The following is a 26,612-nucleotide window of genomic DNA, read 5'->3' on the forward strand; positions in this document are numbered from 1 at the left end:
AACCGCCATGCATGGTCTGCTCAGGAAGTACCCCCGACACCCGACCATGCCGCACGGCGGGCGGGGACCGCACACCCCAGTAGGAGCCCATGCGCATCACTCTTGTTCACCCCCGTGACCTGGGGCGCCCGGAAGTGGACCGATGGAGGGCCTTGCAGGAGGCCGACCCGTCCTTCGACAATCCCTTCCTCTCGCCGGAGTTCACGATCGCGGTAGGCGAGTCGCGCGACCAGACACGCGTCGCCGTCCTCGAGGACGGAACCGACGTGGTCGGATTCTTCCCCTTCGAGCGGCATCCGCTCGGCATCGGCAGGCCGGTGGCCGCCGGCCTGACCGACGCCCAGGGCATGGTCATGCACACCAAGGCGGAGATCGACGCGCAGAAGCTGATCAAGAGCTGCGGGCTGGGCGTCTTCGAGTTCGACCATCTGGTGGCCGGGCAGCCGATGCTGGCCGAACGACACGAGCTGCACCCCTCGCCGGTCATCGACCTGAGCGACGGCTGGGCGCCGTACACCGACTACCTCATGGCCAACTCCGGCAAGACGTACAAGAGCACGCTGGCCAAGTCGCGCAAGCTCCAGCGCGACGTCGGGCCGCTGCGCCACGACTACGCCGTCACCGATCCGGCGCCCCTCCACACGCTGCTGGCCTGGAAGACCGACCAGTACCGCCGCACGGGCCGCACCGACAGGTTCGCCACCCGCTGGATCGTCGAGCTGGTCGAGCGGCTGCTCGCCACACAGACCGAGGCGTTCGCCGGCGTGCTCGACATGGTCTACGTCGACGGCGTCCCGATGGCGGGCCATTTCGGCCTGCGCACCAGGCACACGCTCGTGGGCTGGTTCCCCGCCTACGACACCGCCTACGCCAAGTCGTCGCCCGGCCTGATCCACCACCTGGCCATGGCCGAGGCCGCGGCGGCCGCCGGGATCAGGCTCATCGACATGGGCCGGGGGCCCAAGGAGTACAAGGAGAAGCTCAAGACCGGCGACCTCCACGTCGCCGAGGGCAGGGTCGCGCGCGCCAGCGCGGGGGCCGGCGTCCACTGGATGATCAGGGTTCCGGTGCGCAAGGCGCGCGGCGCGGTCATGGCCAACCCGCTCCTGCTCAAGACCGCCGACCGCGCGCTGAAGACCTACGGCCGCCTGCGCACGGCCCTGCAGGCGTGAGCGCCGTCCGGGCGCTCGAGGAGCGCACCGGCCGACACTGTCTTGAGCTGCCGTCCAACCGGCTGGGCCTCTACCTCGCGCTGCGCCACTTCTGCGCGCCGGGGCAGCGGCTGCTGATGTCGCCGATCTCCGCCGACGAGATCCTCTTCCTCGTCCTCGCGGCGGGGCTGGTGCCGGTGATCGCGCCGCTGTCGCGCCGTACCGGCAACATCGACCCCGCCCGCGCGGACCTGTCCGGCGTCGACGCCGTGCTCACCACCAACCTGTACGGCCTGCCCGACGATCTGCCCGCCTTCGACGGCAAGCTCCTCATCGAGGACGTCGCCCACGCGATGGAGACCACGGTCGGCGGCCGGCCGCTCGGGACGTTCGGCGCGGCGGGGGTCTACAGCCTCTCCAAGCACGCGGGCGCGGGCTCGGGCGGCGTGCTGGCCGTCGCGGACGCCGCCGACGCCAAGGCGCTGGCGCAGGCACGCGACCTGCTGCTGCAGCCCGGGTCCTGGCGTGCCGAGCTGCTGAGCGTGGCCAGCTCGATGGCCCGCCAGGCGGCCCTCACCTTCGACCTGGTCCGTCCCGCGCTGAGGCTGATGCGGGCCCTCGGCATGGAGGAGGAGCGCGAGGGCTACCGCATCGCGCTGCGCGCCCCCGAGCTGCGGGCGGCCATGGCGGGCGGGCCCGCGCTGCCGCCCTTCGACCCGTGGGTGCGCGCCGACCTCCACTCCTACCGCACCAGGCGTGGCGGGCCGGCCCGGTGGTACCAGGGCCGCAAGGTGGCCAAGGTGGCGCGCGTGCGGCCACGGCGGCTGGCCGGGGTGCGGCGGCTGGCCGAGCTGCCGAGCGTGGCCGAGGGTGTCCTCGACCACCTGGACCAGCCCCTGTTCAGGGTGCCGCTGCTGGTGGAGGAGCGGGATCGGGCCATCGCCGCGCTCGAACGCCACGGCGTGGCCACCGGCTACCTCTACGCGCCGCCCTACGACGACTACGCCCCCGGGTTCACGACCCCCTCGCCCGCTCCCGCCGACGCCCGCTGGTGGGCCGAGCACGTGCTGCCCGTCGATCCGGTCTACGCCGACCGCGCCCTGCCCGTGCTGAGGGAGCTCACTCCAGCCCGCGGATGAGGTCGGCCAGGATCTGGCAGCCGCGCCGCACGTCGGAGAGCGAGGCGGAGCCGTACCCGATGACCAGGCCGTGCACCCGTGGCGCCCCGTGGTGGTGGCGGGCGGTGGTGTCGAGCAGGACGCCCGCCGCGGCCGCCGCCGTCACGACACCGGCCACCGCCGAGGGTCGCAGCTCGGCCAGGACGTGCAGGCCCGCCGTGTCGCCGTGCAGGCGGCAGACCGGGCCGAGGAGCTCCACCACGGCCGCGCGGCGTCGGGCGTACTCCAGGCGCATCCTGCGCAGGTGCCGGTCGAGGTCGCCGCGCTCCAGCAGGGTGGCGACGGCCTGCTGGACCGGGCCGCTGGTGCGATCGGACAGGTCGTTCCTGATGGCGGCGATCCGCCGCAGCAGCTCCGGTTCGCCGACCAGCCAGCCCACCCCCACGTCGGGGGCCAGCGACTTCGACAGCGTGCCGAGCAGCACCACGCGGGCCGGGTCGAGGCCGTACAGGGCGGGCAGCGGGGCCACGTCGTAGCGGAACTCCGCGTCGTAGTCGTCCTCCACGACCGTCGCCCCGGTGCGCCGCGCCCAGGCCAGCAGCCGTTCCCTGCGCGGGATCGGCAGGCGCCCGCCCATCGGGTACTGGTGGGCGGGAGTGGTGTAGAGGACGCGCAGATCGCCGGGCAGGTCGTCGACGATCACGCCGTCCTCGTCCACGGGGCACGGCACGATCGTCGCGCCCCTGGCGGCGAAGACGGCGCGGGCCACCCGGTAGCCGGGCTCCTCGACGCCCGCCCGCGCCCCGTGGCCGAGCAGGGCCATGGCGACCAGGTCGAGGCCGTTGCCGGTGCCCCTGGTGACCAGGACATTCTCCGGGCCCACCGCGATCGCCCGCGTCCTGCGCAGGTGCTCGGCCAGCAGCTCCCGCAGGAACGGCAGGCCGTAGGGGTCGGGGTCGGCGCCCGGTGGCAGGTCGGCGGCCCTGCGCCAGGCCCGCTTCCACGCCGCCGCGTCGTAGTCCTTGACCCACGGCTCGCCGGGGGTGAGGTCGATCAGCGGGGCGGCCCGCCGTACCGGGGGGACCACGGCGGGGGCGGGCGCGGGTGCGGGGCGGGGCGTCTCCTGCGACAGGTCGGCCACGTAGGTGCCCGAGCCGTGGCGGCCGTCGAGCCAGCCCTCGGCGTAGAGCTGCTGGTAGGCCTCCGTGACCACGGTACGGCTGACGCCGAGCTGCGCGGCCAGCCCCCGCGAGGACGGCAGGCGGATCCCCGCGGTGAGGGCGCCCGCGCGCATGGCGTCGCGCAGCCAGTCGCCGAGCTGCACGGACAGCGGCACCGCCGAATCCCTGGTCAGGACGACGGGCAGGTCGACGAGGGTGCGCACGGAAGTGGTCTCCAAGAAGCGGTTATTAGTGGACATTAACGACAGGTCCACTATCTCAATAGCGTGACGGCATGCTCTCCACCACACCCCGCACGACGCTCGGACGCGAGAAGCACCGCGGCAGCACCGACAGGAACGACCTCTACGAGGTGCTCGACTCCGGCCTCATCTGCCATCTGGGCGTGGTGGTGAACGGTCACCCCATGGTCGTGCCCACCGGCTACGGCCGCATCGGCGACACCCTCTACCTGCACGGCTCCACCGGCGCCCGCTCGCTGCGGGCGGGGTCGGGCGAGCAGGTCTGCGTCACCGTCACCCACCTCGACGGCCTGGTGCTGGCCCGCTCGGTCTTCAACCACTCCGTCAACTACCGATCGGCGATCATCTACGGCGCGGCCAGGCTGGTCACCGACGAGGAGGAGCGCATGGCCGGCCTGCGGGCGCTGACCGAGCAGCTCGCCCCCGGCCAGTGGGACTACGCCAGGCAGCCGACCCGCAAGGAACTGGCTGCCACGGCGGTGCTCGCGCTGTCGCTGGAGGAGGCGTCGGTCAAGGTGCGCGGCGGCGCGCCCGTCGACGAGGACGAGGACTACGCGCTGCCGGTCTGGGCCGGGGTGCTCCCGCTGGTCACCTCGTGGGGGGCGCCCGTGCCGGACCCGGTGCTGCCCGAGGGGATCGACACACCGGGCCATATCAAGGAGCGTTGACCGCCAACCAGAACGGCGGATCGTACGTCTCATCAGGTGGGCCAGACTCCTGATGGGAGAGCGCCATGGTTTGGAGCGCCCCCGGCTACACCGAGATACGGCAACTCGGGGCGGGCGGAAGCGGCAGGGTCGTGCTCGCCGTGCACGACGACACGGGCGTCAGCGTCGCCGTCAAGTACCTGTCGGAGCGGGTGCGCCACGAGCCCGGGGCGCTGGCCGCCTTCAGGGCCGAGGCCGAGGTGCTGACCACGCTGGTGGATCCGCACATCGCCAGGATGTGGGAGTACATCCAGGAGCCCGACGGCGCCGCCATCGTCATGGAGCTGGTCAACGGCGTGTCGCTGCGGGCGCTGCTGCGCGAGCACGGCACGACCGGGCCCGAGGCGGCGCTGGTGGTGCTCAAGGGTTCCCTCCTCGGCCTGGAGCGGGCGCACGCGGCCCACCTCGTCCACCGTGACTACAAGCCGGAGAACGTCATCGTCAGGGACGACGGCGTCAGCAAGCTGGTCGACTTCGGCATCGCCGTACGGCACGGCACCGCCACGCGGGCGACAGGCACCCCGCCGTACATGGCCCCCGAGCTGTGGTCGGGCCGGCCCGCCTCTCCCGCGACCGACGTCTACGCGGCCACCGTGGTGTTCTACGAATGCCTGACCGGGCACCGGCCGTACCGCTCGACGGAGTCGCACGTCCTCGGCTACCAGCACCTGCACGCGCCCGTCCCCCTCCACGACGCGCCAGAGGGCGTGCGGGAGTTGATGGCGCGCGGCCTGGCCAAGGACCCCGCCGACCGCCCGCCGAGCGCGGCCGCGTTCGTGGGCGAGGTGGAGCGGGCGGCGCTGGCCGCCTACGGCGAGGAATGGGAGGAGGACGGCAGGCGCCGGCTGGCCGCCCTGGTGGGGCTGCTGGCGCTGCTGCTGCCACAGCCGGCGACCCCGCCGCCCGCCACGAGCTCGTCCTTCTTCCGGACCGTCTTCAGGAACACCGCACGTACGGCCCGGCGGCACGGCAAGCGGCTGCTGATCGGCACCACGGCGGTCGCGGTGGCCGCGGGCGTGACCGGCTACGTGCTGGCCGGCAGGGACCGGCCGCCCGCCGCGACGATCGACGTGGTGGCGTCCGAACCCTCGACCGCGGCCGTGCCGCCGAGTCCGGCGACGCTGGCGACCGGCACGCCGGAGGCCGGCGGCGAGCCGACCGGCGAGCCGGACGTCGGCGCCGGATCGAACACCGGCCAGGAGACGCAGGCCCCGCCCTCTCCCACCGGTTCACCGGCGGGGCCGCCCTCCGCCTCACCGTCGCCGAAGCCGCCCACAACGACTCCCACGCCGCGGCCGTCCACCCCGACCCCGACCCCGACACCGACGCCGACCCGCACTCCGACACCCACGCCCTCCCCCACTCCCACACCGACGCCGACACCCGGCACCCCGACGCCGCGGCCGGTGACGAACGTGTCGGCGCTGAACGTCGGCGCCCTGTCGGTCGACGCGGCCGGGCGGGCCGCCGCCACCGTCTCCCTGCGCACCACGGGCACCGGGCCCGTCACGCTCACCACCCGCCTGGCCGTCGACGGCCAGGTCGTGCGCACCGCACGCAACCGGGTCAGCGGCGCGACCACCTACACCCACCCCGTCGGCCACGACCTCGGCGAGCGGCGCTGCGGCAGGATCGTCACGCTCACGGTCACCACCTCACCCGCCGCGCCGGGCGGCGCGAAGACCGTCAGCGCGCCGCTGCCCGCGTGCCCGACGACCGTCACCGGGCTGCGGGTCTCCCTCGCCGTGGCGCAGGCGCCCGAACGGGCCGCGCGCGCCAGGATCGCCGTCGAGACCAGCGGCACGGGCGAGGTGCCCGTCACCGCCACGATGGCGCTCGACGGCGACCAGGTCGCCGCCAAGACGCTCTCGCTGTCGGGGGACACCTCCTACACCGGCGCGTTCGACCACACCTTCGGCGAGCGGCCCTGCGGCGGGACGGTCACGGTGACCGTACGGGCGGGCGACAGGCAGGACAGCGCCAGCGCCGGCGTGCCGTGCCCCGCCGCGGTGCGGCAGGTCTCGATCGCCAGGGCCGCGCTGAACGCGCGCGGCCGTGCCACCGCGATCGTCACCGTCGCCGCCGCGAACACCCAGCCGGTACGGCTGAGCGTCGCCTTCGGCGTCGCCGGCCAGGTCCGGCACACCGAGTCGGTCGAGCTGTCCGGCCAGACCGCCTATACCGCGACGGTCGGCTTCACCGTCCCCGACCTGCCCTGCGGATCGTCCTGGACGGTGACGGCGGGCACCAGCCCGGCCGCCGCGAACGGCACCGCCTCCGCCGGCGGCAAGACGCCCACGTGCGAACCGCCGGCCGAGACGCCCTCTCCACAGCCGGGCGAGAGTGATGATCACTCATGAGAATCGTGGCCCCTGGACCGCCGATACGGCGCTGAGCTGCGAAAAGAAATGGCCGGAAGTCCGATAGCCACGTTTCTCCTGAGTAAGCTACGATCCGTTCTGATGTGGGTGGGGGCCCAGAGGATTCAGAGGTGATCTGATGGACCGGTGGGGGGTCCCCGGCTACACCGAGGTGCGCGAGCTCGGCTCCGGCGCCTCGGGACGGGTGATGCTGGCCAGGCGTGACCACGACGGTGTCGAGGTCGCGATCAAGTACCTGTCCGACCGGCTGCGTGACGACGTCGGGTTCGTGGCCAGGTTCCGGCACGAGGCCCGGATGCTCGGCAGCATGCGCAGCCCGTACAACGTCCGCCTGCTCGGCTACGTCGAGGACGGCCAGGGCGCGGCGATCATCATGGAGCTCGTCGACGGCGTCTCGCTGCGGGCGCTGCTCGACTCCGAGGGGCCGACGGGGCCTGAGGCGGCCCTGGCCGTGCTCAAGGGGGCGCTGAAGGGTCTGGCCGCGGCGCACGCGATCGGCGTCGTGCACCGCGACTTCAAGCCCGAGAACGTGATGGTGCAGGGCGACGGCAGCAGCAAGCTGGTCGACTTCGGCATCGCCGTCCGGCAGGGCGAGGGCGCCAACTCCGCGGGGACCCCCGCCTACATGGCCCCCGAGCAGTGGTCGGGCGGGCCCGCCACCGCCGCGAGCGACGTCTACGCGGCCACGATCGTCTTCTTCGAGTGCCTGACCGGCATGCGGCCCTTCCGCGCCGCCACGGTCGCCGCGCTGGCCCGGCAGCACCACGCCACCCCGCCACCGGTCGACGAGGTGCCCGAGGCGCTCCAGCCGCTGGTGGAGCGCGGGCTGTCCAAGCACCCGGTCGAGCGTCCGGCCTCGGCCGACGACTTCCTCGACGAGCTGGAGGTCGTGGCCGCCCGCGCCTACGGCCCCGACTGGGAGGAGCGGGGCAGGCGCCGCCTGGCCAGGCTCGCGGGCCTGCTGCTGGTGCTCTTCCCCGGCACCCGCGAGGAGACGCTGGAGACCAGCACGACGCTGGCCGAGAGCGAGTTCGCCGAGCCGCGCGGGATCGTCTCGAGGCTGGGCGTGAAGACGCTGGTGTGCGTCGGCCTCGTCGTCGTGATCGGCACGGTCACCACCATGCTGCTCACCTCGGGCGACGACGACCCGGCGCTGAGGGCGCAGACCTCGCCCGCGACGCCGGCGATGTCGCTGATCGAGGCGCCGTCGCCGACGGAGTCCGCCACGGAGGAGCCCACGACCGAGGAACCGTCCGCCGAGGAGACGGTCGCGCCGGCCACCATCTCGACGCCGACGCCGACGCCCTCGCCGACCGTCGCCGCACCCAAGAAGACCACCGCGACGCCGAAGCCGCCGAAGCCGTCGAAGCAGCCGGTGCGCCGGTCCACCCCGCCGCCCCCGCCGCCCACCGCGAGCAAGAAGCCGACGCCCACTCCTGAGCCGGACGTGACGCTGCGCGGCAGGTCCGACAACGACCCCGCGCCGTCGCGGACGCCCTCGCAGTCGGCGACCACGTCCGCGCCGCCGCCTCCGGAGAACACCCCGTCGGAGACGCCCAGGGAGACGACCTCCTCCGAGCCGTCCCCGTCCAACTCCGACGACGGCGGGGAGACGCCCAGGGTCACCGAGACCCCGTCGGCGACGGCGGTCCCGGGGCTGCTGGCGATCGGCCTGATGACGTCCGGCGCGGTACCGGTCACACTTGCGGTGAAGCGCCGTGTCGCTGGACGGCACAGGAAGCAGAGGTAGCGGGGGCGAGGCACCGGGGGAACTGATGAGCATGATCGCCGGCTTCCTGCTCACGGACCGGAAACGGATCACCGAGCTCGGTACGTGGATCGAGGCGACGGGCCCCGGCGGCAGCCGCGGCGGGGCCCTGCGGTTCGACTCCCGGCTCGTGTCCGTGCCCGGCGCCCGCGAGCGCCTGGTCGAGGCCGTGCTGGCCGACCGCGGGCTGGCCGCAGGCGGGATGACGGGGCTCGTCCCGGTCGCCGACCTGGTCACCGCCGGGCCCGAGGTGTGGCTGCTGACCGGCCACGGGATCTCGCCCGTCCTGTCGGACCTGCTGACCACGCCCGCGATGGACGCGGCCGGCGCCGCCGCCGTCCTCGTCGAGACGGCGCAGACCCTCGCCGCGCTCCACGCGGCGGGACTGGCCCACGGCTCGCTCCATCCCGGCACCGTGGTGATCGCGGAGGACGGGGCGGCGCTGCTGTCCGAGCGCGGGCTCGCCGACGCCGTCCGGGGCCTGCCGCCCGCCCCCGACCGGGACGTCGCGGCCTGGGCCGCGCTGGCCCGCGGCCTGGCCGCCACGTGGGCCGCGGCCTCCCCCGGCGCGGCGGACCTGCTGGAGAGGGTCGCGACCACCGCCACCACGCACGGGCTGGCCGCGGCCAGAGACACCCTGCTCGCCGGACGGGACGCCCTGCCCGGCGGGCTGATCAGCCGCGACGTGCTCGCCGAGACCGCACGCCGCTGGGCGACCCCGGCGACACCGGGCACGTCCCCGGTCAGGGACGAAGGCGAGATCGTCACCATGCTGCGGGTCCCCGGGCCGACTCACGAGCCGGCCCGTTTCGGCCCCGGTGTCACCTCCTCCGGCACCCACGGCCAGACCACCGCGGAGAAGATCTGGCGGGACGGCAACCGCCCCGGCCCTCCCACGTACGGCGAGCGGGCGCGCAAGGCCGCCCGGGCACGCCGCCGCAGGACAGTGGTGTCAGCGGCGGTGCTCGCGCTGGTCATCGCGGGCGCCGTGCTGGCGTGGTTCTCCGTGCGCTCCCCCGCCGACCTGGTCGTGCAGTCCGCGACGGTGAGCGCGCCCAAGACGCTGGGCTGCCGCAAGACCGCCACCATCACAGGAAACCTGGTCACCAACGGCTCGGGCGGCAGCGTCAGGTTCCAGTGGCTGCGCAGCGACAGGAAGGAGCCGATCGAGCAGACCGAGACCGTCCCGTCGGGCAAGACGACCCACACGGTGTTGCTGAAGTGGACGGTCAAGGGAGAGGCGACGGCCAAGCTGACGGCCCGGCTGCGGGTCCTGTCTCCCGTGCCCCAGGGACAGAAGATCGAGGATAAGGCGACATTCACCTACAAGTGCTGATCTACCCACTGCCAAGCGGTTGTCATTAGTCTGGCGGCCATGACCACGCAGACCCCCGCAGGCTGGTATCCCGACCCCTACGGCTCGCCGCAGCTGCGGTGGTGGGACGGCACCCAGTGGACCGACGCCACACACCCGACCGAGCCCGGCGCGCGTCCTCAGGCGCACGGCGGCGGCCCTACCCAGACGGCCGGGCCGGGTCCCATCGTGGGAAGCACGCCGTACCACGGGGCGGACGGGCCGGGTGCCGGGCAGCCCGACAGCGGCCCCGGACCGGCGTACCAGGCGCCCTCCGGGGGGCATGAGGCGGGGCAGGGAGCGTGGGATACGCCCGGCGGTGGTCCTGCTGCCGGCGGGGACCAGGGTTCCGGTCCGTGGGCGCCGCCTCAGGGGCCGGGAGCGGGCCCTGACGCGGGGCCTGAGCACGGGCAGGGCTTCGGCCCGCAGTACCAGCCGCCAGGACCGGGCCCGCAGTTCCAGCCGCCGGGATCCGGCCCTCAGTACCAGGCGCCCGGCCCCGGTCCGGGCCCGCAGTACCAGCCGCCGGGACCGGGCCCGCAGTTCCAGGCGCCGGCACCGGGCGCGCAGTTCCAGGCGCCCGGATCAGGTCCGGGCCCGCAGTACCAGCAGCCGCCGGGTCCCGGTGCGCAGTACCAGGGGCCGGGACCGGGTGGGCAGTACCAGGGGCCGGGACCGGGTGGGCAGTACCAGGGGCCGGGGCAGCAGTACGGGCAGCAGCCCTACGGCGGCGCCACGATGCGGCTGCCCGCGCCCGACTTCGGGCCGCCGCCGAAGTCGGGCGGCGCGATGCCGTGGATCCTCGGCGGCATCGGCGCGGTGCTGGTGATCGCGCTGATCGCGACGGCCGCGATCTTCATCGCCAACCGGGGCGGCCAGACGACGACCATGCCGAGCCCCACCCCCACGAGCGAGCCGCCGACCGCCGAGACACCCACCGAGTCCCCCACTGAGTCCCCTACTGAGTCGCCTACCGAGTCACCCACGGACTCGCCCACCCAGGGGGCCGGCGCCGACCTGCCCACCCCGGCCGACGGGCGCATCACCGACCCCACGACCGGGCTGTCCTACCCGGCGCCGGGCGAGCCGTGGAGCGTGCCCTCGTCCGCCGAGATCAACCCCAACCCGAACGCCCAGCAGTGGTCGGCCGGGATGAGCGCCGTCTCGCAGGAGAAGTACGACGGCGAGAGCGACTGGACGGGCAGCCTCTACTCCGGCGAGCTCGACGAGAGCTACCCCTACCAGGGTGAGGCCGACCTGCGCTCGGCCATGGGCACTGTCTTCATCGACTTCGCCCGCTTCTACCCGATCAAGCACGAGCGGAAGATCCTCCAGGACAAGGCGATCACCGTCGGCGGCCACGCGGGCCGCGTTCTGGAGTTCGAGATGGACTTCAGCGCCGAGTCGGCCAAGAAGAGCTACCAGTGGAAGAAGGAGCGCGCGGCCATCGTCCTCGTCGACAGGGGCGAGGGCAAGCGCCCCGCGCTGCTCTACGTCTCGGTGCCGGACAATCTGGATACCGGTCTCGTCACTCAGACGCTGAACTCTCTCAAGCTCTCCTGACCTGGGCACTACGCTGGAGTCAATGAGCAAGCGGGCGGGTAGCTCCGAGCCGCTGGGCGAGGAGATTGATCGTATGAGTGAGTTGCTGGTCTGGATCGACTGTGAGATGACGGGGCTCGACCTCGGGCGCGATGCGCTCATCGAGGTGGCCTGTGTCGTCACCGACAGCGAGCTCCGGCAGCTGGATGAAGGCGTCGACGTGGTCATCAAGCCGCCGTCCGAAGCGTTGGAGCAGATGTCGGAAGTGGTCCGCGAGATGCACACCGCCTCGGGTCTGCTGCCGGAGCTGGCCGAGGGGGTCACGCTCGCGGAGGCCGAGTCGCTCGTGCTCGACCACATCCGCGGCCACATCCCCGAGCCGAAGAAGGCGCCGTTGTGCGGCAACTCCATCGGCACGGACCGCACGTTCATCTCCCGTGACATGCCGGCCGTGGACGCCTACCTGCACTACCGGATGATCGACGTGTCCTCGATCAAGGAGCTGGTCCGCCGCTGGTACCCGCGTGTCTACTTCGCGGCGCCCGAGAAGCAGGGCGGGCACCGGGCGCTGGCCGACATCACCGAGAGCGTCAGGGAGCTCCGCTACTACCGCGCGGCGGTGTTCGTGGGCCAGCCCGGACCCGACTCGGCGACCGCGAGGACCCTCGCGGACAGTGTGTCACTCGGCTGAGTGGCGCAAAGGGTCCCGAAGACCGCTACACTTTTCCATGTGCTGCCGCGGCAGTGCGCATGGTGGGTGTAGCTCAGTTGGCAGAGCGCCAGGTTGTGGTCCTGGATGTCGGGGGTTCAAGTCCCCTCACTCACCCCACATCAGAAAGGCCGGTCCCGTACGGGATCGGCCTTCTGCTTTTCTCCGATGACTTTGGCCCCAAATCAGGACAATGCGAGTTATGCTCGCTGTCAACCGCTGACGCCGGGAGCACGGGGGCCAATCGGCGATCTGACCGACTTCGCTGTTCCGGAGGCCGGATGAGAGTCGACCACGTCGCACGCTTGAGCAAGCGTGAGGCTGAGGTGATGGACCTGATCGCGACCGGTCAGTCCAACGGGGAGATCGCGCAACGACTGTTTCTCAGTGAGAAGACGGTCAAGAACCACGTCAACAGGATCTACGCCAAGCTCGGCGCCGACTGCCGGGTCACCGCCATAGGTTTATGGCTCAACAGGGACACGTAGAGGCTCGGCCTGTTGCGGGACCGGCGTTTCCCGCTGCCGGGAAGCGCCGGTGATCACGCGGTCCGCCGTACGGTGACGAACATCACAGCAAGCCGCCGGGCCGGATGTCGCCGTGCCGTTCCCCACCGCATTCGCAAGGCGTGCCGCCCGTTCCCGGCCTCGCGATGTCGTGCAGGGGCCCGCCGAAGGGCGGGGGTTACTCCGCGGCGATCCGCGCCAGGATCTCGTCCTGATAGGCGAACGCCGCGAAATGCCCGCCGGGCACGAATCGCGCGGTCCCGCCGGGCAGCCGGTCGGCCAGCCGGCGCGCCAGCGCCACCGGCACCTTCGGGTCCTCCAGCCCGTGCCACAGGTGCACGGGCCCCCGTATGCCGGCCGGGTCGAACCCCCACGGCCGCAGGTAGTCCAGCAGGTCGCCGGCCATGGCCGGCCCACCCTGCCCGCAGCTCTCCTTGACGTCCGCGACGAAGGCCGCCTTCGCGGCGTCTCCCCCGTCGGCGAGCAGCCGGCGGAAGACGCGCAGGTCCGCCGGGATCAGCGACCGCTCGACCCGCCCGACGAGCCGGTCGGCGTCGCCGCGGGCGCCTGCCGACATCGTCGTGGCCGCCAGCGAACACAGCCGGCGCAGCAGCCGCGGAGCCCGCCGTGCCAGCCGCCAGTAGAAGGCGTCGGCCCGGCTGTCGGGGGCCCAGCGGCCCACGCCGTCCACGGGGGCCATCCCGCCCAGGATCGTCGTGCTGGTGACGAGGTCGGGTCGCTTGGCCGCCAGCGCCAGGACGGGCCCCGCCCCCATCGACACGCCGATCGTCGCGACCCGGTCGAGCCCCAGGTGGCCGGCGAGCGCCGCGGCGTCGTCGGCCCACCCGGGGAAGCCCGCCCCCGGAGCGGCCGTGGACCTGCCGTACCCGGGCCGGTCCACGGAGACGACCCGCAGGCCGTGGCGGCGCAGCACGGTGTCGGACAGCGCCCACCCGGCCACCCACCTGGACGAGCCGTATCCGTGGACGAGCAGGCACGACCGCCCCGCCGGGTCGCCGAAGACGGCGTAGCCGATCCGCCTGCCGTCCGCGAGGGTGAGGCTCTCCTCCGCGGTCGTGCCCATCGGCGCCCTCAGTTCCTCGGTCATGAAGCCGCCGCCTCGCCGGTGGCGGGCCAGGTCCCCACGACGTCGATCGCCCATGCGGCCCAGGAGATCATCGCCTCCAGCCGCCGCACGCCCGCCTCGAGGCCGAGCAGCGACGCCCGGTCGGCGGGCCGGCTGAGGTCGAGCCCCTTCATCAGGACCCGCATGCCCCGCAGCCGCGCCCGGTGATACTCCATCTCCTCCCGGAGGAAGGCCTGGGCCTCCTCCGGTTCGACCAGCCACAGCGCGAAGGACCTGAGCACCGTCTCGTTGCGCTGGCTGTGGTCGGCCGACGTGCTCGTCAGCCACTCCCGCAGCAGCCGCTCACCCTCCTCGGTGATCTCGTACGGCCGGCGACCGCGCGCCCCTTCGCCTTGCTCCCTGATGAGCCCCTCGGACGCCAGCCGCTTGAGCTCGGGATAGACCTGGGTGGGTTTGGCGTGCCAGACGAACTTCAGGACGCCGTCGAACTCCTGCCCGATGTCGTAACCGCTGCGCGGCGCCCCCGCGATCAGGGTGAGCAGCGCCATGCGAAGCGACATGCCGATCTCCCTCCTTCACCAGACGAAGGTTACAGTAGCACACTAAAAAATTTTAGTGTCACAAGCCAGGTGAAAGGAGGACACGACGGGCGGTCGGCCGGAGGAGGGTGTCAGAGCGGGCGGGAGAGCGCGTGGCCGATGGCGGCCAGGCCGTGTTCGAGATCCTCGTCGGGGATGTTGAGCGCGGGCCTGAGCCGTACCGACCGCTCGCCGCACGGCAGCACCACGACGCCCTCCTCCTCGCGCAGCCGGGTGATCAGCGCGCTCCTGCGCGCGCCGTCGGGCAGGTCGAAGGCGCACATGAAGCCGCGCCCGCGCACGTTCGACACCAGCGCCGGATGCTCGGCCTGGAGCTTGCCCAGCCCTTCGACCAGCCGGGCGCCGGCCTCGGCGGTGCGCGGGATGAGCCCGTCACGCTCGATGATCTCCAGCATGGCGCGCGAGCGGACCATGTCGACGAGCCCGCCGCCCCAGGTGGAGTTGATGCGCCCGCTGACGGTGAAGACGTTGTCGGGGACGAGGTCCACCCGCCGGCCCGCCATGATGCCGCCGACCTGCACCTTCTTGGCGAAGGCGACGATGTCGGGGGCCAGGCCGAGCTGCTGGTAGGCCCAGGGGGTGCCGGTGGTGCCGCCGCCGGTCTGCACCTCGTCGAGGACGAACAGGGCGTCGTGCTCGTGGCAGAGGTCCTGCATGGCCTGGAGGAACTCGGCGCGCATGTGGTTGTCGCCGCCCTCGCCCTGGATGGGCTCGGCGATGAAGCAGGCGATGTCGTGGGGATGGCGTTCGAAAGCGGCGACGGCCTGGGCGAGCGCCCTGGCCTCGAGGTCCTCGACGTCGCCCAGGTGGGTGGCCGGCACCTCGATGCGCGGCCAGTCGAACAGGGGGAAGCGCTCCGTCTTGAGCGGCTCGGTGTTGGTGAGGGACAGGGTGTAGCCGGAGCGGCCGTGGAAGGCCCTGGTCAGGTGCATGACGCGGCTGCCGAGCTCGCGGGGGCGCCCCTCCGCCTCGTTGCGGCGGCTCTTCCAGTCGAAGGCGGTCTTGAGCGCGTTCTCGACGGCGAGGGCGCCGCCTTCGACGAAGAACAGCCGCGGCAGGTCGGGGTCGCCGAGGACGCGGGTGAAGGTCTCGACGAAGTCGGCCAGGTGCTCGCTGTACATGTCGGGGTTGGCCGGCTTGTTGAGCGCGATCCTGCCGAGGAGTTCCTGGTCGAGCGGCGGGTTCACGCCGAGCGGCGCGGAGGCGAAGAAGGTGTAGAAGTCCAGGTAGCGGCGGCCGGTGCGGGCGTCGACGAGCCAGGATCCCCGGCTTCTGTCGAGATCCAGAACCAGCCGGTAGCCGTCGACGAGTAGGTGGCGGGCGAGCCGGTCATGGACGTCCATGTGCCCTCCTCTGTGAGCTGGATCACGACATACATTCCCCATATTTATGTGCCTATGTAAAGACTTTCCGCCCACGAGGCTTGATCACACAAGGTTCTCCGGATCCGCGGCCGAATAGGACGGCGGCCTCACGCGAGGCTCTTCACCTTGACCGACAGGATGATGATCGCGATCCCGTAGATGATCGCGAAGGCGCCGATCAGCCAGGTCAACGCCACCGCGCCGGAGGCCGGCCAGATCAGCAGCAGCACACCGAACACCACCGACAGCAGACCGCCGATGATCAGCATCCACTCGTTGTCGATGAGCTTGCGCAGCCGGATCCCCGCGATCACCTCCGCGATGCCCGTGAAGATGGCCCAGAACGCGATGATGTACAGCAGGGCGAGCGTCGTGACCCCCGGCCAGACGAAGGTGACGATTCCGGCCAGGATCCCGAGCACGCCGGACAGAATGAGCCATGCCCGGGACTCGACGTTGTGCCGGAAGGCGGAGATCAGCGAGAAGATGCCGTTGACGAGCGCGTAGGCACCGAAGAAGATCACAAGCACGAGGACCGTCATCCCCGGCCAGATGATCGCCAGGATGCCGAAGATCACCGCACAGATGCCCCGAATGAGGATGAGCCACCAGGTGCTTGCCAATTGCTCCATACCTGGTCTGCTATCCCAAAGCCTGGCGAATACAGACCAGGCCGGAGTCAAATATCGGTGATCCGGACACCGACCGTGCCGGTGCGGCCCCTGCGCAGCAGGCTGCCGAGGATCACCAGCCTGCCCTGCAGGCCGTACTTGGCCCGCAGCAATCCCCTGACGCGCTCGGTCTGCCCGGCGGAGAGGATCTCGGCGCGGCCCCGCACCGGCTCGCCGCGCAGCCGGCCGCGCACGTCGCAGGGGGTGACGGTCACCGCCGGGTTGGCCCGCATGCGTTTGACCTTGCCGGAGTCGGCGACGGTCCAGATCACGACGGCGTCGCCGTCCTGCGCCGCCCAGACGGGGGTGGGCACGGGGGTGCCGTCCTTGCGATAGGTCGTCACGGAGACGTACTGCTCATGGCCGAGGTTCACGTCTGCGAGTAGACCACGATCGAGACGGCGATGTACTGCACCAGGTAGGCGGCGATCGTGAAGGCGTGGAAGACCTCGTGGAAGCCGAACCACCGAGGGGACGGGTCGGGCCTGCGCAGGCCGTACACGACGGCCCCGGCGCTGTAGAGGACGCCGCCGACGGCCACGAGCGCGACGGCCACCGGGCCGGCGCCCCGCAGGAGCTGGGGCATCACGAAGATCGCGGTCCAGCCCAGCGCCAGGTACAGGACGGTGTAGAGCCAGCGGGGCGCCGACATCCACAGCACCCGGAACAGCACGCCCGCCAGCGCGCCGCCCCAGGTGACGGCCAGCACGAGGATCCTGGGCAGCCCGTCGAGGGCCAGCAGCGCGAAGGGGGTGTAGGTGCCCGCGATGATCAGGTAGATGTTCGCGTGGTCGAACCGGCGCAGGACCTCGGCCACACGCGGGCCGAGCGTGCTGCGGTGGTAGGTGGCCGAGATGCCGAACAGCAGGCCCGAGGTGATCGCGTAGACGGCCGAGGCGAGCCTGGCCTGGACGGTCGGACCGAGGGCGACCAGGACGAAACCGGCGATCAGCGCCACGGGCAGGGCGCCGGTGTGCAGCCAGCCGCGGAGCCGAGGCTTGGGGAAGGTGGCGACACTCGTCATGAAACCTACGGTAGCGTAGGTTAGAGCGCCCCGAGGAAGCGGGCGGCTATGGGAACGGCCACTTTCGCCCCGGATCCGCCGTTCCTGACGAAGACGCAGAAGGCCAGATCGCCCTGGTAGCCGACGAACCAGGCGTGCGGCCTGCCCGTCGGCACTTCGGCCGTGCCGGTCTTGCCCGCGACGTCGGCGGCGAGCCCGGCGTCCTTGGCGGTGCCCTCGCTGACCACCTGCCGCATCATCGAGCGCAGGTCCTGGACGATCCGCTGGTCCAGGGTGACCTCGGCGGGCGGCGTCTCGTCGAGGCTCCTCGCCGCCTTGGCGGTCACCAGGCGCGGCGTCCGCCAGGTGCCGCTGTCGACGGCGGCGGCCAGCGCCGCCATGCACAGCGGCGAGGCCTCGACCGTGCCCTGGCCGATGGAGTTGAGCGCCAGCACGCTCCGGTCGGCCCCCGGCTCCAGCCGTCCGCAACGCCCGCCCACGCCGGTCGCGAGGTTCCTGCCGTCGAACCCCCAGTCGCGCGCCGCCTGCTCCAGCCGCGCGGCGCCCAGCCTGTCCAGCGCCTGCTGGACGAAGGTGGTGTTGCAGGAGACCGCGAACGCGCCGGCGAGGGTGGTGGCCGTCTGGTCGCCCGAGTTGACGATGCCCGCGTGGCTCGGCGGGCAGCTGATCGGGCTGGAGGCCGTCATCCCCGCCTTGAGCAGTCCCGCCGCCGTCACCACCTTGAACGTCGAGCCCGGCGGGAACAGCCGCTCGAAGGCGCCCGCCGCGTCCAGCCGGTCGGCCACGGCCAGGATCTCCCCGGTGCTCGCCTTGACCGCGATGATCGCGGCCTGCTCAGGCACCCCGTCCAGCGCCCTGGCCGCCGCCGCCTGCACCGGGCGCGAGAGCGTGACGTGCACGTGCCGCGCGGGCGGCGGCTGGAAGACGACCAACGGCCTGGGGGCCGCGCCCCGCGCGGTCGCCTTGATCGTCCAGCCGGTGTTCGTCTCGTCGAGCCGTTCCTTGAGCCGGTCGAGGTACGGCTCGGCGGCGCTGTCGCGCGGTAACGCCGCCCCCGACCTGGTGACCAGTTCGACGCCGGACACCTCGGTCTCCTCCAGCGACAGCACGCCGCCGTCGCGCAGCGCGGGGTGCAGGGTTTCGGGCCCCCAGAGCACCTTCCACGCGCCGTTCCGCACGGCCAGCCGCAGCGTCCCGGTGAACGCCCACGGCCCCATCCCCGTCAGCTCCCTGGTGCCGCTGAACGGCAGTTCGGCCGTCTCCTCGCCGGTGACCCTGAGACCGCCGGGCCGGAGGGTGAGCGCGTTGACCTTGAACTGCTCGCTGAAGGCGAGGTGCCGGTCGGCGAAGTCGGCGGGCGGGTCGGCCACCAGTCCTTCCATGGAGGTGACGTCGCTGCGCTGCCAGGCGGCCAGGTAGGCGTCGGCGGTGGCCATGGCGCTGCCGTGCACCCCTGAGGAGGCCACGAACGCGAAGGCGCCCGCGCCCCCCACCGCGCCCAGTGCGACGAGCAGCCCGACCAGCCTTCGCCTACGCATACGGTTCTCCCAGGGACAACTTCCACCTCGATATACCAGACAGGGAGCCGAACGTGACACGTGGACCGCGGGAGCCGATGCCCGGCCGCTATCCGGTGACCTTCGGCGAAGTCGAACTGTTGAAAGATCTGGACCGGCCGAACGGATGGATACTGTCCAAGGATGGCGTACCGCAGTCGTATGTGGATCTAGAAGATCCGACATATTTGGATTTTGAGTATGTACGGCTCATGGCGGATGTCATCGACGTCCTGCCGGAAGGGCCGCTGAACTGCGTGCACGTCGGAGGCGGGGCCTGTACGGTCCCCCGCTACGTCAGCGCCACCCGCCCCGGCTCCCGGCACATCGTCATCGAGCCCGACGCGGCGCTGGTCGAGCTCGTGCGTTCCCAGCTCGACCTGCGCTCGGTGCCCAAGCTGAAGGTGCGACCGCAGGGCGGCCGCGAGGGGACGGCGGACATCTGGGACGGTTCCACCGACCTGTTCGTGCTCGACGCCTTCTCCGGCGCCGCGATGCCCGTCGAACTGGCGACGGCCGAGTACATCGCCGACGTCACCCGCGTGCTGCGCGCGACGGGCACGCTGCTGGTCAACCTGGCCGACGGCAAGGGTCTGGCCTTCGCCAGGCGGGTGGTGGCGACCGTCCGCGACGCGTTCGGGCACGTCGCGCTGCTGGCCGACCCCGGTGTCATGCGCGGCCGCAGGTTCGGCAACCTGATCATCGCCGCCTCTCCCGTCGAGCTGCCCGTCGACCTGCTGACCAGGCGCGCGGCGGGCGGCCTCACCCAGGCACGCTGCGTGTACGGCGAGGCGCTGACCAACTTCGTCGCCGGCGCCTCCCCCATCCACGACGGCGACGCGGTTCTCGCCCCGGCCCCTCCCCCTGCGGTCTTCGGGCTGGAATAGTTGAATCCTAAACTTGGTTAGGGCAGTCGAACACCGCAGGAAAGGAGCGCGACATGCCCGCCGTCACCGTAGAGAACCTGCTCACACTGCCCCGCCTGCCCCAGCCCGACGTGACCGTGCCCGAGCGCAAGGTCCTGACGGTCGCCACCGCGCCCAGCGGGTTCGAGGGCGAGGGCTTCCCGGTGCGCAAGGCCCTGGCGACGATCAAGCCGGCCTACCTCGACCCGTTCGTGATGATGGACCAGATGGGCGAGGTGGACTACGCCCCTGGCGAGCCGAAGGGCACGCCGTGGCACCCGCACCGCGGCTTCGAGACCGTCACGTACATGATCGACGGGGTCATGGACCACACCGACTCCCACGGCGGCGGCGGCACCATCACCGACGGCGACACCCAGTGGATGACGGCGGGCAGCGGCATCCTGCACAAGGAGGCCCCGCCCGAGTGGCTGGTCCAGAAGGGCGGCCTGTTCCACGGCATCCAGCTGTGGGTCAACCTGCCCGGCAAGGACAAGATGATGGCGCCGAAGTACCAGGACATCGGACGCTCCAACGTGGTCCTGCTGAGCAGCCACGACGGCGGCGCGCTGGTCCGCCTCATCGCCGGCGACGTGGCGGGGAACGTCGGTCCCGGCAGCACGCACACCCCGATCACGCTCCTGCACGCGACCGTCAGCCCCGGTGCGCAGCTCACGCTGCCGTGGCGCAAGGACTTCAACGCCCTCGCCTACGTCCTGTCCGGACACGGCACGGCGGGCGCCGACCGGCAGCCGATCACCAGCGGCCAGCTGGCGGTGTTCGACGGCTTCGGCGCCAGGCCGGGGCTGACCACCGACGGCGAGTGGCTGCGGATCGCCGCGCGGCCGAAGGACACGCTGGAGGTCATCGTGCTGGGCGGGCAGCCGATCGGCGAGCCGGTGGCGCACTACGGCCCGTTCGTGATGAACACCCGCGCCGAACTGGTCCAGGCCTTCGAGGACTACCAGTCCGGCAGGTTCGGCAGCATCCCCGCCGGTCACTGACCGCCCCGCCGCACGCGGCCCCCGGGTCGCGTCCGGCGAGCACGGCCCCGCGCCACGCGAAAGCGCGGGGCCGCGGCTTCCGCGGCTCTGCCGATCCTGCGGCTTGCGCCGATTCTGCGGCTACGGCGTGGAACCGTGCCGTCAGTCGGGGAAGTGGCAGGCCACCTCCCTGTCCCGGTGGATCCGCAGCAACGGGCGTTCGGCCGAGCACACCTCCTGGGCCTTCGGGCAGCGCGGGTGGAACGAGCAGCCCGGGGGCGGCGCGGCCGGGGACGGCGGGTCGCCCCTGAGCACGATCCGCTCCCGCTTGCGCTCCACCCGGGGATCCGGCACCGGCACGGCCGACAGCAACGCCTGGGTGTAGGGGTGGGCCGGGCTCTCGTAGAGGTGCCGCCGGTCGCCGATCTCCACGATCCTGCCGAGGTACATCACCGCGACGCGGTCGCTGACCCTGCGCACCACCGACAGGTCGTGGGCGATGAAGACGTAGGTCAGGCCGAGCTCGCGCTGGAGCTCCTCCAGCAGGTTGACGATCTGCGCCTGCACGGAGACGTCGAGTGCGGACACCGGCTCGTCGGCGATGACCAGCTTGGGCCGGGTGGCCAGGGCGCGCGCGATGCCGATCCGCTGGGCCTGCCCGCCGGAGAACTCGTGCGGGTAGCGATTGGCGTGCTCGGGGATCAGGCCGACCATGTCGAGCAGCTCGCCCACCTTCGCCTTGACCCCGTCGACGCCCTGGACGACCAGCGGGTTGGCGATGATCTGCCCCACGGTCTGGCGCGGGTTCAGCGACGAGTAGGGGTCCTGGAAGATCATCTGAAGGTCGCGGCGCAGCGGGCGCATCTCACTCTGGCTGATGTGGGTGATGTCCCGGCCGTCGAACGTCATCGATCCCGCGGTCGGTTCGAGCAACCGGACGATCATGCGCCCCGTGGTCGACTTCCCGCAGCCGGACTCGCCCACCAGGCCGAGCGTCTCGCCGCTGCCGACGGTGAACGACACCCCGTCCACGGCACGCACGGCCACGCCGCGCCGTACCTTGAACCGCATCTCCAGATCGGACACCGTCAGCATCAGGAACCTCCCAGGTGGCAGGCGGCGAGGTGGCCGGGAAGCGGCTCGGTCAGGGGCGGCAGGGTCGTCTCGCAGACGTCCATCCGGTGCGGGCACCTCGGGTGGAACGGGCAGCCGGGCGGCGGCGCGAGCAGCGAGGGCGGCGAACCCGGGATCGTCCACATGGGGTCGTCGTCCGCCTCGTCCAGCCGGGGCAGCGAGTCGAGCAGGCCGCGGGTGTAGGGGTGGCGGGAGGCGTCGAAGAGCGCGTCGGCGCCGGCCCGCTCGGCCACCCGCCCGCCGTACATGACCAGCACCTCGTCGGCCACGCGGGCGATCACGCCCAGGTCGTGCGTGACCATGATCACCGCCAGGCCGCGGTCCGCCTGAAGCCGGCTGATCAGCTCGAGGATCTGGGCCTGGACGGTCACGTCGAGCGCGGTCGTCGGCTCGTCGGCGATGAGCAGGTCGGGCTCGCAGGCCAGGGCCATGGCGATCATGACGCGCTGGCGCATGCCGCCGGAGAACCGGTGCGGGTGGTCCCCGGCCCGCTCGCGCGGGGAGGGGATGCCGACCTCGGCCAGCGTCTCGACCGCGCGCGCCGCCGCCACCCTCCTGGAGGCCCCGAAGTGCAGCCGGTACGCCTCGGCGATCTGCTCGCCCACCGTGTAGTACGGGTGCAGCGACGACAGCGGGTCCTGGAAGATCATCGCCATCCGGCGGCCGCGCAGCCGCCGCAGCGTCTCCTCCTGCGCTCCCACCAGTTCCTGCCCGTCGAAGACGACGGACCCGGTCACCTCGGCGCCCAGGTGCAGGCCCATCAGGGCGAGGCTGGTGACCGACTTGCCGGAGCCGGACTCGCCCACGATGCCGAGAGTCCGGCCCCGGTCCAGGCTGAAGCCGACATCCTGGACGGCGCGCAGGCCCCCGAAGGACACGCCGAGTCCTCTGACGTCAAGAAGCATGGCGCACCCTCGGGTCCACGACGCCGTAGAGCAGGTCCACGACCAGGTTGGCGATGACGATGAAGAACGCGGCCAGCAGCGTGGTGCCGAGGATCACCGGGTAGTCCTGGCCCGTGATGCTGGACGCGGTGATCTTGCCGATGCCGGGGAGGCTGAAGATGCTCTCGGTGATGATCGCGCCACCGAGCAGCGCGCCCAGGTCCATCCCGAAGATGGTGACGATCGGCGTCAGCGCGGCGCGCAGGCCGTGCTTGACCACGACGGTACGGCGGCGCAGCCCCTTGGCCCTGGCGGTGCGGATGTACGGCTCCGCCATCGTCTCGATCATCGAGGAACGGCTCTGCCTGGCGTACATGGCGGCCGACAGCATGGCCAGCGCGATCCAGGCGAGCAGCAGGTTCTGCGCCCACAGCAGCGGGTCCTCGCTGAAGGCCACGTAGGTCGGGTAGGGAATGAGCTCGAGCCAGCGCACCGTGACGAACAGCAGCATGGGCCCGACGAAGTAGATCGGCAGGGCGGCGGTGATCACGGTCGAGCCGACCAGCAGCCGGTCCGCGACGGTGTCCTTGCGCAGCGCCGAGATCACGCCGACGGCCAGCCCGCCGACGAGCCAGAGCGCGGCGGCGCCGATCGCCAGCGAGAAGGTGATGGGCAGGCCCTCCAGCAGGATGTCCCAGACGAGCTGGCCGGTCTGCCAGGAGTAGCCCAGGCAGGGGAAGCCGCACTCGATCGCGTACTGCCCGCTGCCCATCGACCGTCCGGCGAAGATGCCGGTGACGTAGTCGGTGAACTGCGCCAGGACCGGCTGGTTCAGGCCCATCTGGTTGCTGATCTCGGCCAGCCGTTCGGCCGTGCAGCTCTTGCCGCAGGCGATGAGCGCCGGGTTGCTGGGCAGCAGGGTGAAGATGACAAAGGTCACCATGCAGATCACCAGCAGGACGGCCGCCGCCGCGACCAGCCGCCGCAGGATGTAGAGGATCATGTCCGCGCGCCCTTGGGGTCGATGGCGTCCCGCAGCCCGTCACCCAGCAGGCTGAAGCCGAGGATGACGAGGAACAGGCAGAGGCTGGGGATGGCGAAGTAGGTCGGGACGATGTCGTAGTAGAGGACCGCGTCGGACAGGATCTGCCCCCACGACGGGGTGGGCGGGCGGATGCCCACCCCGAGGAACGACAGCGCGGCCTCGGCGCTGATCAGCCCGGGGATCAGCAGCGCGCCGAAGGCGATGATCGGCCCCGACACGTTCGGCAGGATCTCCCGCAGCAGGATGCGGCCGGGACGGGCGCCGCTGGTGCGGGCCGCGTCGACGAACTCCCGGTGCCTGACCGACAGGGTTTCACCCCGGACGATGCGGGCGATGCCCGGCCAGCCGAAGAACCCGATGACCGAGATCAGCATGACGACCCGGTTGACGTCCGGGGTCACCGACATGATCGCGATCATGAAGATCAGGCCGGGGAACGACATCAGCAGGTCCATGAACCGGCTGATCAGCACGTCCACCCAGCCGCCGAAGTAGCCGGCGGCGATCCCGAACAGCACGCCGAGCGTCAGCACCACCGTGGCGCCGGCGAAGGCGATGAACATCGAGACCTGGGTGCCCATCACGACCCGGGAGAACAGGTCCCGGCCGCTGACCGGCTCGACGCCGAACCAGTGCTCGGCGCCGATCCCGCCCCAGGACCCCCGGGGGATCCCCGCCAGGGCGGCGTCGACGGCGGTGGGGTCGCGCTGGGCGGGGTCCCAGCCGTTGAGCAGCACCAGCAGCGGGGCCGTCAGCGCCACCAGGACGAAGAAGATCACCAGGCCGAGGCCGACCATCGCGGACCTGTTGCGGCGCAGCCGGGCGAAGGCCTGCCGCCAGGGGCCGCGTGCCGCCGGGGTGGCCGGATCGGCCGCCCCGGTCTGTCGCGTGATCGTGCTCACCTGGCGATGCTCGGGTCCTTGAGCCCGATCTCGGCGAAGTCGGGGTTGCCCTCCCACACCGGGTGGCCCTTGACGTTGGCCACGTTGGAGCCGAAGAGGTTGTTCTGCTTGTTGAGCTGGAACGGGATGTAGGCACCGGTGGCCATGACCTGGGACTCCAGCGTCAGCCAGCCCTGGTCGGAGGCGATGGGGTCGACGAGCGCCTCGATCTCGTCGATCTTGGCGTCGATCGCGGGGTCCTTGAGCAGCGCCGCGTTGCCGCCGTGGTAGCCCTCGCCGATCAGCCGGCTGTCGGTGATCAGCGGCAGGAACGTGGAGCCGGACGGATAGTCGGGGCACCAGCCGCCGATCTGCAGTTCGGGCATCTTGGACGGCGTGCCGTTGATGCCGCCCACCGCTGAGGCGTCGATCGTGTCGACCTGGAGCTCGAAGCCGGCCCGCTTGAGGCCGGCCTGCAGGGCCTCGGCCTGCGGCTTGCCGCCGGGCGTGGTGACGAGGCGGATCTTCACGGGGAGCGGGACGCCCGACTCGGCCAGCAGCGCCTTGGCCTTCGCCACGTCGCCGGTCTGCGGGATCTTCAGGATGTCGCGCGGCACGCCGCCGGTGAGGCTGGGCGGCAGGATCGCGCCGACGATCTCGGCCACCTGCGGGCCGCCGCCCGCGGTCTGCATGGCGACCTTGTCCACCGCGTACTGCGCCGCCATGCGGACCTTCTGGTTGTCGAAGGGCGGCTTGGCGGTGTTGAGGTAGACGATGCCGGTGCAGCCGTCGACCATGCTGCTCATCCGCGCCTTGACCTTCGGGTTGGTGAAGATCTTCGGCAGGACGGCGAGCGAGACGTCGATGTACCCGAGGGCGGAGCGGTCGGCGCCCTGGTCGGCGATGAGCCGGGTGTCGGTCGTGGCGCTCCCGGCGGCCATCTTGACGACGATCCTGTCGGGGTAGGCCTTGCGGACGGAGTCGGTGGCCGGGTCCCAGTGCTCGTTGCGGACCAGGACCATCTCGGTCTTGCGCTGGTACTTCTCGATCTTGTAGGGGCCGGAGGAGAACGGCCGGTCGTCGTACCTGACGCCCGCCTCCTTGGCCTCCGGGACCGGGGCGAAGGTCGGCAGCGTCACGGTCTGCGCGAACTCGGCGACCGGCCGCTTGAGGCGGAAGATGATCGTCTTGTCGTCCGGCGTCTCGATCGAGTCCAGGTGCTTGCCGGACAGCGGGCCCTCGTACTTGTCGCTGACGAGGTACTTGCGAGCGTAGTCCGGGCCGCCGGTGAGGTCGGGCGAGAACGAGCGCTCGACGTTGTACTTGATGTCCTGTGCCCTGACGGGGGTGCCGTCCTCGTACTTGAGGCCGACCTTGAGGGTGAACTTCCAGGTCTTGCCGTTGTCGGAGGGCGTGCCCAGATCCGTGGCCAGGTCGGGGACGATCTCCGAGCTGTTGGCCTTGAAGGTGGTGAGCGTCCGGTAGAGGAGCCGGGCGCCGAAGCCCATGTCCCGCATGGTCCAGTTGCGGGCCGGATCGAGGTGGTTGAAGTCGGCGCTGTTGAAGACGGTGAGGGTACCGCCCTTCACCGGCCCGCCGCCGGCCGTGGCCGCGGCGCCGGGCGGGGGCGACGATCCCCCACCGCCGCAGGCGGTCAGCCCTGCCACAAGCGTCGCGCATAACGCGAGCACGCCCTTGTTCCTCTTCATATGGCCCTCCGAGCGCGAATGGTCCAAGTCGCCCCGTAACTTAAATGTGTGACATAGCACTGACAACCCCTCGTTACCGAGCTGTTGTCTACTCGCTGGCCGACTGAAGTT

The 26,612-nt window shown here is 71.7% G+C and carries 24 protein-coding genes and 1 tRNA gene; 12 read left to right on the forward strand and 13 right to left on the reverse strand.

The genetic code is table 11. The features are described from left to right. Window positions 1–152 precede the first annotated feature (152 nt). Together ACWEVS_RS26865 and ACWEVS_RS26870 are read left to right on the forward strand one after the other, a co-directional pair. Window positions 153–1,172, forward strand: a complete 1,020-nt coding sequence (locus ACWEVS_RS26865; RefSeq protein WP_354913619.1) for a GNAT family N-acetyltransferase — start codon at window positions 153–155, stop codon at window positions 1,170–1,172. Further along, a complete protein-coding gene (locus tag ACWEVS_RS26870) occupies window positions 1,169–2,290 on the forward strand; it encodes a DegT/DnrJ/EryC1/StrS family aminotransferase (RefSeq protein WP_452553904.1) in 1,122 nt (373 codons plus the stop codon). The genes ACWEVS_RS26865 and ACWEVS_RS26870 overlap by 4 nt, the downstream gene beginning before the upstream one ends. On the opposite strand, the gene pdxR is transcribed toward ACWEVS_RS26870, so the two are convergent. Next, window positions 2,271–3,668: a MocR-like pyridoxine biosynthesis transcription factor PdxR gene (pdxR, locus tag ACWEVS_RS26875; RefSeq protein WP_452553905.1), complete on the reverse strand. Its 1,398-nt coding sequence runs from the start codon at window positions 3,666–3,668 to the stop codon at window positions 2,271–2,273. The two genes, ACWEVS_RS26870 and pdxR, sit on opposite strands and share 20 nt — an antisense overlap. A gap of 56 nt (window positions 3,669–3,724) precedes the next feature. Here pdxR and ACWEVS_RS26880 point away from each other — a divergent pair, with 56 nt between their 5' ends. The 8 genes from ACWEVS_RS26880 to ACWEVS_RS26915 all read left to right on the forward strand — a co-directional run bounded on the left by ACWEVS_RS26880 (window position 3,725) and on the right by ACWEVS_RS26915 (window position 12,641). After that, window positions 3,725–4,360 carry a pyridoxamine 5'-phosphate oxidase family protein gene (locus ACWEVS_RS26880; protein WP_452412591.1) on the forward strand — a complete coding sequence of 212 codons (636 nt, stop codon included), beginning with the start codon at window positions 3,725–3,727 and terminating at the stop codon, window positions 4,358–4,360. A gap of 65 nt (window positions 4,361–4,425) precedes the next feature. Continuing rightward, window positions 4,426–6,759, forward strand: a complete 2,334-nt coding sequence (locus ACWEVS_RS26885; RefSeq protein ID WP_452553906.1) for a protein kinase domain-containing protein — start codon at window positions 4,426–4,428, stop codon at window positions 6,757–6,759. Between the two features lie 139 nt (window positions 6,760–6,898). Then, window positions 6,899–8,530, forward strand: a complete 1,632-nt coding sequence (locus tag ACWEVS_RS26890) for a protein kinase domain-containing protein (RefSeq protein WP_452553907.1) — start codon at window positions 6,899–6,901, stop codon at window positions 8,528–8,530. A gap of 25 nt (window positions 8,531–8,555) precedes the next feature. Continuing rightward, window positions 8,556–9,884 (forward strand): hypothetical protein, encoded by a 1,329-nt coding sequence (locus tag ACWEVS_RS26895; protein WP_452553908.1) that lies wholly within the window; start codon window positions 8,556–8,558, stop codon window positions 9,882–9,884. Window positions 9,885–9,923: 39 nt separating this feature from the next. Further along, window positions 9,924–11,465: a DUF2510 domain-containing protein gene (locus ACWEVS_RS26900; RefSeq protein ID WP_452553909.1), complete on the forward strand. Its 1,542-nt coding sequence runs from the start codon at window positions 9,924–9,926 to the stop codon at window positions 11,463–11,465. Window positions 11,466–11,538: 73 nt separating this feature from the next. Then, a complete protein-coding gene (gene orn / locus ACWEVS_RS26905) occupies window positions 11,539–12,135 on the forward strand; it encodes an oligoribonuclease (RefSeq protein WP_452553910.1) in 597 nt (198 codons plus the stop codon). 62 nt (window positions 12,136–12,197) lie between these two features. Next, a tRNA-His gene (locus ACWEVS_RS26910) sits at window positions 12,198–12,273 on the forward strand. A 161-nt stretch (window positions 12,274–12,434) separates the two neighbouring features. Further along, on the forward strand, window positions 12,435–12,641 hold the full coding sequence (locus tag ACWEVS_RS26915) for a helix-turn-helix domain-containing protein (protein ID WP_449917370.1): 207 nt from the start codon (window positions 12,435–12,437) through the stop codon (window positions 12,639–12,641). A 196-nt stretch (window positions 12,642–12,837) separates the two neighbouring features. Here the strand turns inward: ACWEVS_RS26915 and ACWEVS_RS26920 are convergent, their stop codons facing one another. From ACWEVS_RS26920 to ACWEVS_RS26950, 7 genes are all read right to left on the reverse strand, one after another. Next, window positions 12,838–13,767: an alpha/beta fold hydrolase gene (locus ACWEVS_RS26920; RefSeq protein ID WP_452553911.1), complete on the reverse strand. Its 930-nt coding sequence runs from the start codon at window positions 13,765–13,767 to the stop codon at window positions 12,838–12,840. After that, on the reverse strand, window positions 13,764–14,306 hold the full coding sequence (locus tag ACWEVS_RS26925) for a PadR family transcriptional regulator (protein ID WP_449917376.1): 543 nt from the start codon (window positions 14,304–14,306) through the stop codon (window positions 13,764–13,766). The genes ACWEVS_RS26920 and ACWEVS_RS26925 overlap by 4 nt, the downstream gene beginning before the upstream one ends. A 110-nt stretch (window positions 14,307–14,416) precedes the next feature. Then, window positions 14,417–15,688, reverse strand: a complete 1,272-nt coding sequence (gene lat, locus ACWEVS_RS26930) for an L-lysine 6-transaminase (protein WP_452553912.1) — start codon at window positions 15,686–15,688, stop codon at window positions 14,417–14,419. A 128-nt stretch (window positions 15,689–15,816) separates the two neighbouring features. Next, window positions 15,817–16,341, reverse strand: coding sequence for an HdeD family acid-resistance protein (locus tag ACWEVS_RS26935; protein ID WP_449917381.1), 525 nt, complete (start codon window positions 16,339–16,341; stop codon window positions 15,817–15,819). 47 nt (window positions 16,342–16,388) lie between these two features. Then, window positions 16,389–16,754: a PPOX class F420-dependent oxidoreductase gene (locus tag ACWEVS_RS26940; protein ID WP_449917383.1), complete on the reverse strand. Its 366-nt coding sequence runs from the start codon at window positions 16,752–16,754 to the stop codon at window positions 16,389–16,391. Beyond that, a complete protein-coding gene (gene trhA, locus ACWEVS_RS26945) occupies window positions 16,751–17,404 on the reverse strand; it encodes a PAQR family membrane homeostasis protein TrhA (protein WP_452412585.1) in 654 nt (217 codons plus the stop codon). Before trhA ends, ACWEVS_RS26940 begins: the two co-directional genes overlap by 4 nt. Window positions 17,405–17,424: 20 nt before the next feature. Beyond that, a complete protein-coding gene (locus ACWEVS_RS26950) occupies window positions 17,425–18,942 on the reverse strand; it encodes a penicillin-binding transpeptidase domain-containing protein (protein WP_452553913.1) in 1,518 nt (505 codons plus the stop codon). 77 nt (window positions 18,943–19,019) lie between these two features. Here ACWEVS_RS26950 and ACWEVS_RS26955 point away from each other — a divergent pair, with 77 nt between their 5' ends. Both ACWEVS_RS26955 and ACWEVS_RS26960 read left to right on the forward strand, forming a co-directional pair. Next, complete coding sequence (locus ACWEVS_RS26955) at window positions 19,020–19,847, forward strand: spermidine synthase (RefSeq protein ID WP_452553938.1); 828 nt, start codon at window positions 19,020–19,022, stop codon at window positions 19,845–19,847. A 53-nt stretch (window positions 19,848–19,900) separates the two neighbouring features. Continuing rightward, window positions 19,901–20,869 (forward strand): pirin family protein, encoded by a 969-nt coding sequence (locus ACWEVS_RS26960; protein WP_354913645.1) that lies wholly within the window; start codon window positions 19,901–19,903, stop codon window positions 20,867–20,869. Between the two features lie 141 nt (window positions 20,870–21,010). Here the strand turns inward: ACWEVS_RS26960 and ACWEVS_RS26965 are convergent, their stop codons facing one another. Genes ACWEVS_RS26965 through ACWEVS_RS26985 form a run of 5 tightly spaced genes read right to left on the reverse strand, consistent with a single transcriptional unit; the run spans window position 21,011 to window position 26,501 of the window. Beyond that, window positions 21,011–21,943, reverse strand: a complete 933-nt coding sequence (locus ACWEVS_RS26965; RefSeq protein ID WP_452553914.1) for an ABC transporter ATP-binding protein — start codon at window positions 21,941–21,943, stop codon at window positions 21,011–21,013. Further along, window positions 21,943–22,887 carry an ABC transporter ATP-binding protein gene (locus ACWEVS_RS26970; protein ID WP_354913649.1) on the reverse strand — a complete coding sequence of 315 codons (945 nt, stop codon included), beginning with the start codon at window positions 22,885–22,887 and terminating at the stop codon, window positions 21,943–21,945. The genes ACWEVS_RS26965 and ACWEVS_RS26970 overlap by 1 nt, the downstream gene beginning before the upstream one ends. Beyond that, window positions 22,877–23,869: an ABC transporter permease gene (locus ACWEVS_RS26975; RefSeq protein ID WP_452553915.1), complete on the reverse strand. Its 993-nt coding sequence runs from the start codon at window positions 23,867–23,869 to the stop codon at window positions 22,877–22,879. The genes ACWEVS_RS26970 and ACWEVS_RS26975 overlap by 11 nt, the downstream gene beginning before the upstream one ends. Then, window positions 23,866–24,813: an ABC transporter permease gene (locus tag ACWEVS_RS26980; protein ID WP_354913651.1), complete on the reverse strand. Its 948-nt coding sequence runs from the start codon at window positions 24,811–24,813 to the stop codon at window positions 23,866–23,868. The genes ACWEVS_RS26975 and ACWEVS_RS26980 overlap by 4 nt, the downstream gene beginning before the upstream one ends. Further along, on the reverse strand, window positions 24,810–26,501 hold the full coding sequence (locus ACWEVS_RS26985; protein ID WP_452412580.1) for an ABC transporter substrate-binding protein: 1,692 nt from the start codon (window positions 26,499–26,501) through the stop codon (window positions 24,810–24,812). The genes ACWEVS_RS26980 and ACWEVS_RS26985 overlap by 4 nt, the downstream gene beginning before the upstream one ends. Between the last annotated feature and the right edge of the window lie 111 nt (window positions 26,502–26,612).

Source organism: Nonomuraea sp. NPDC003754, assembly GCF_053605785.1.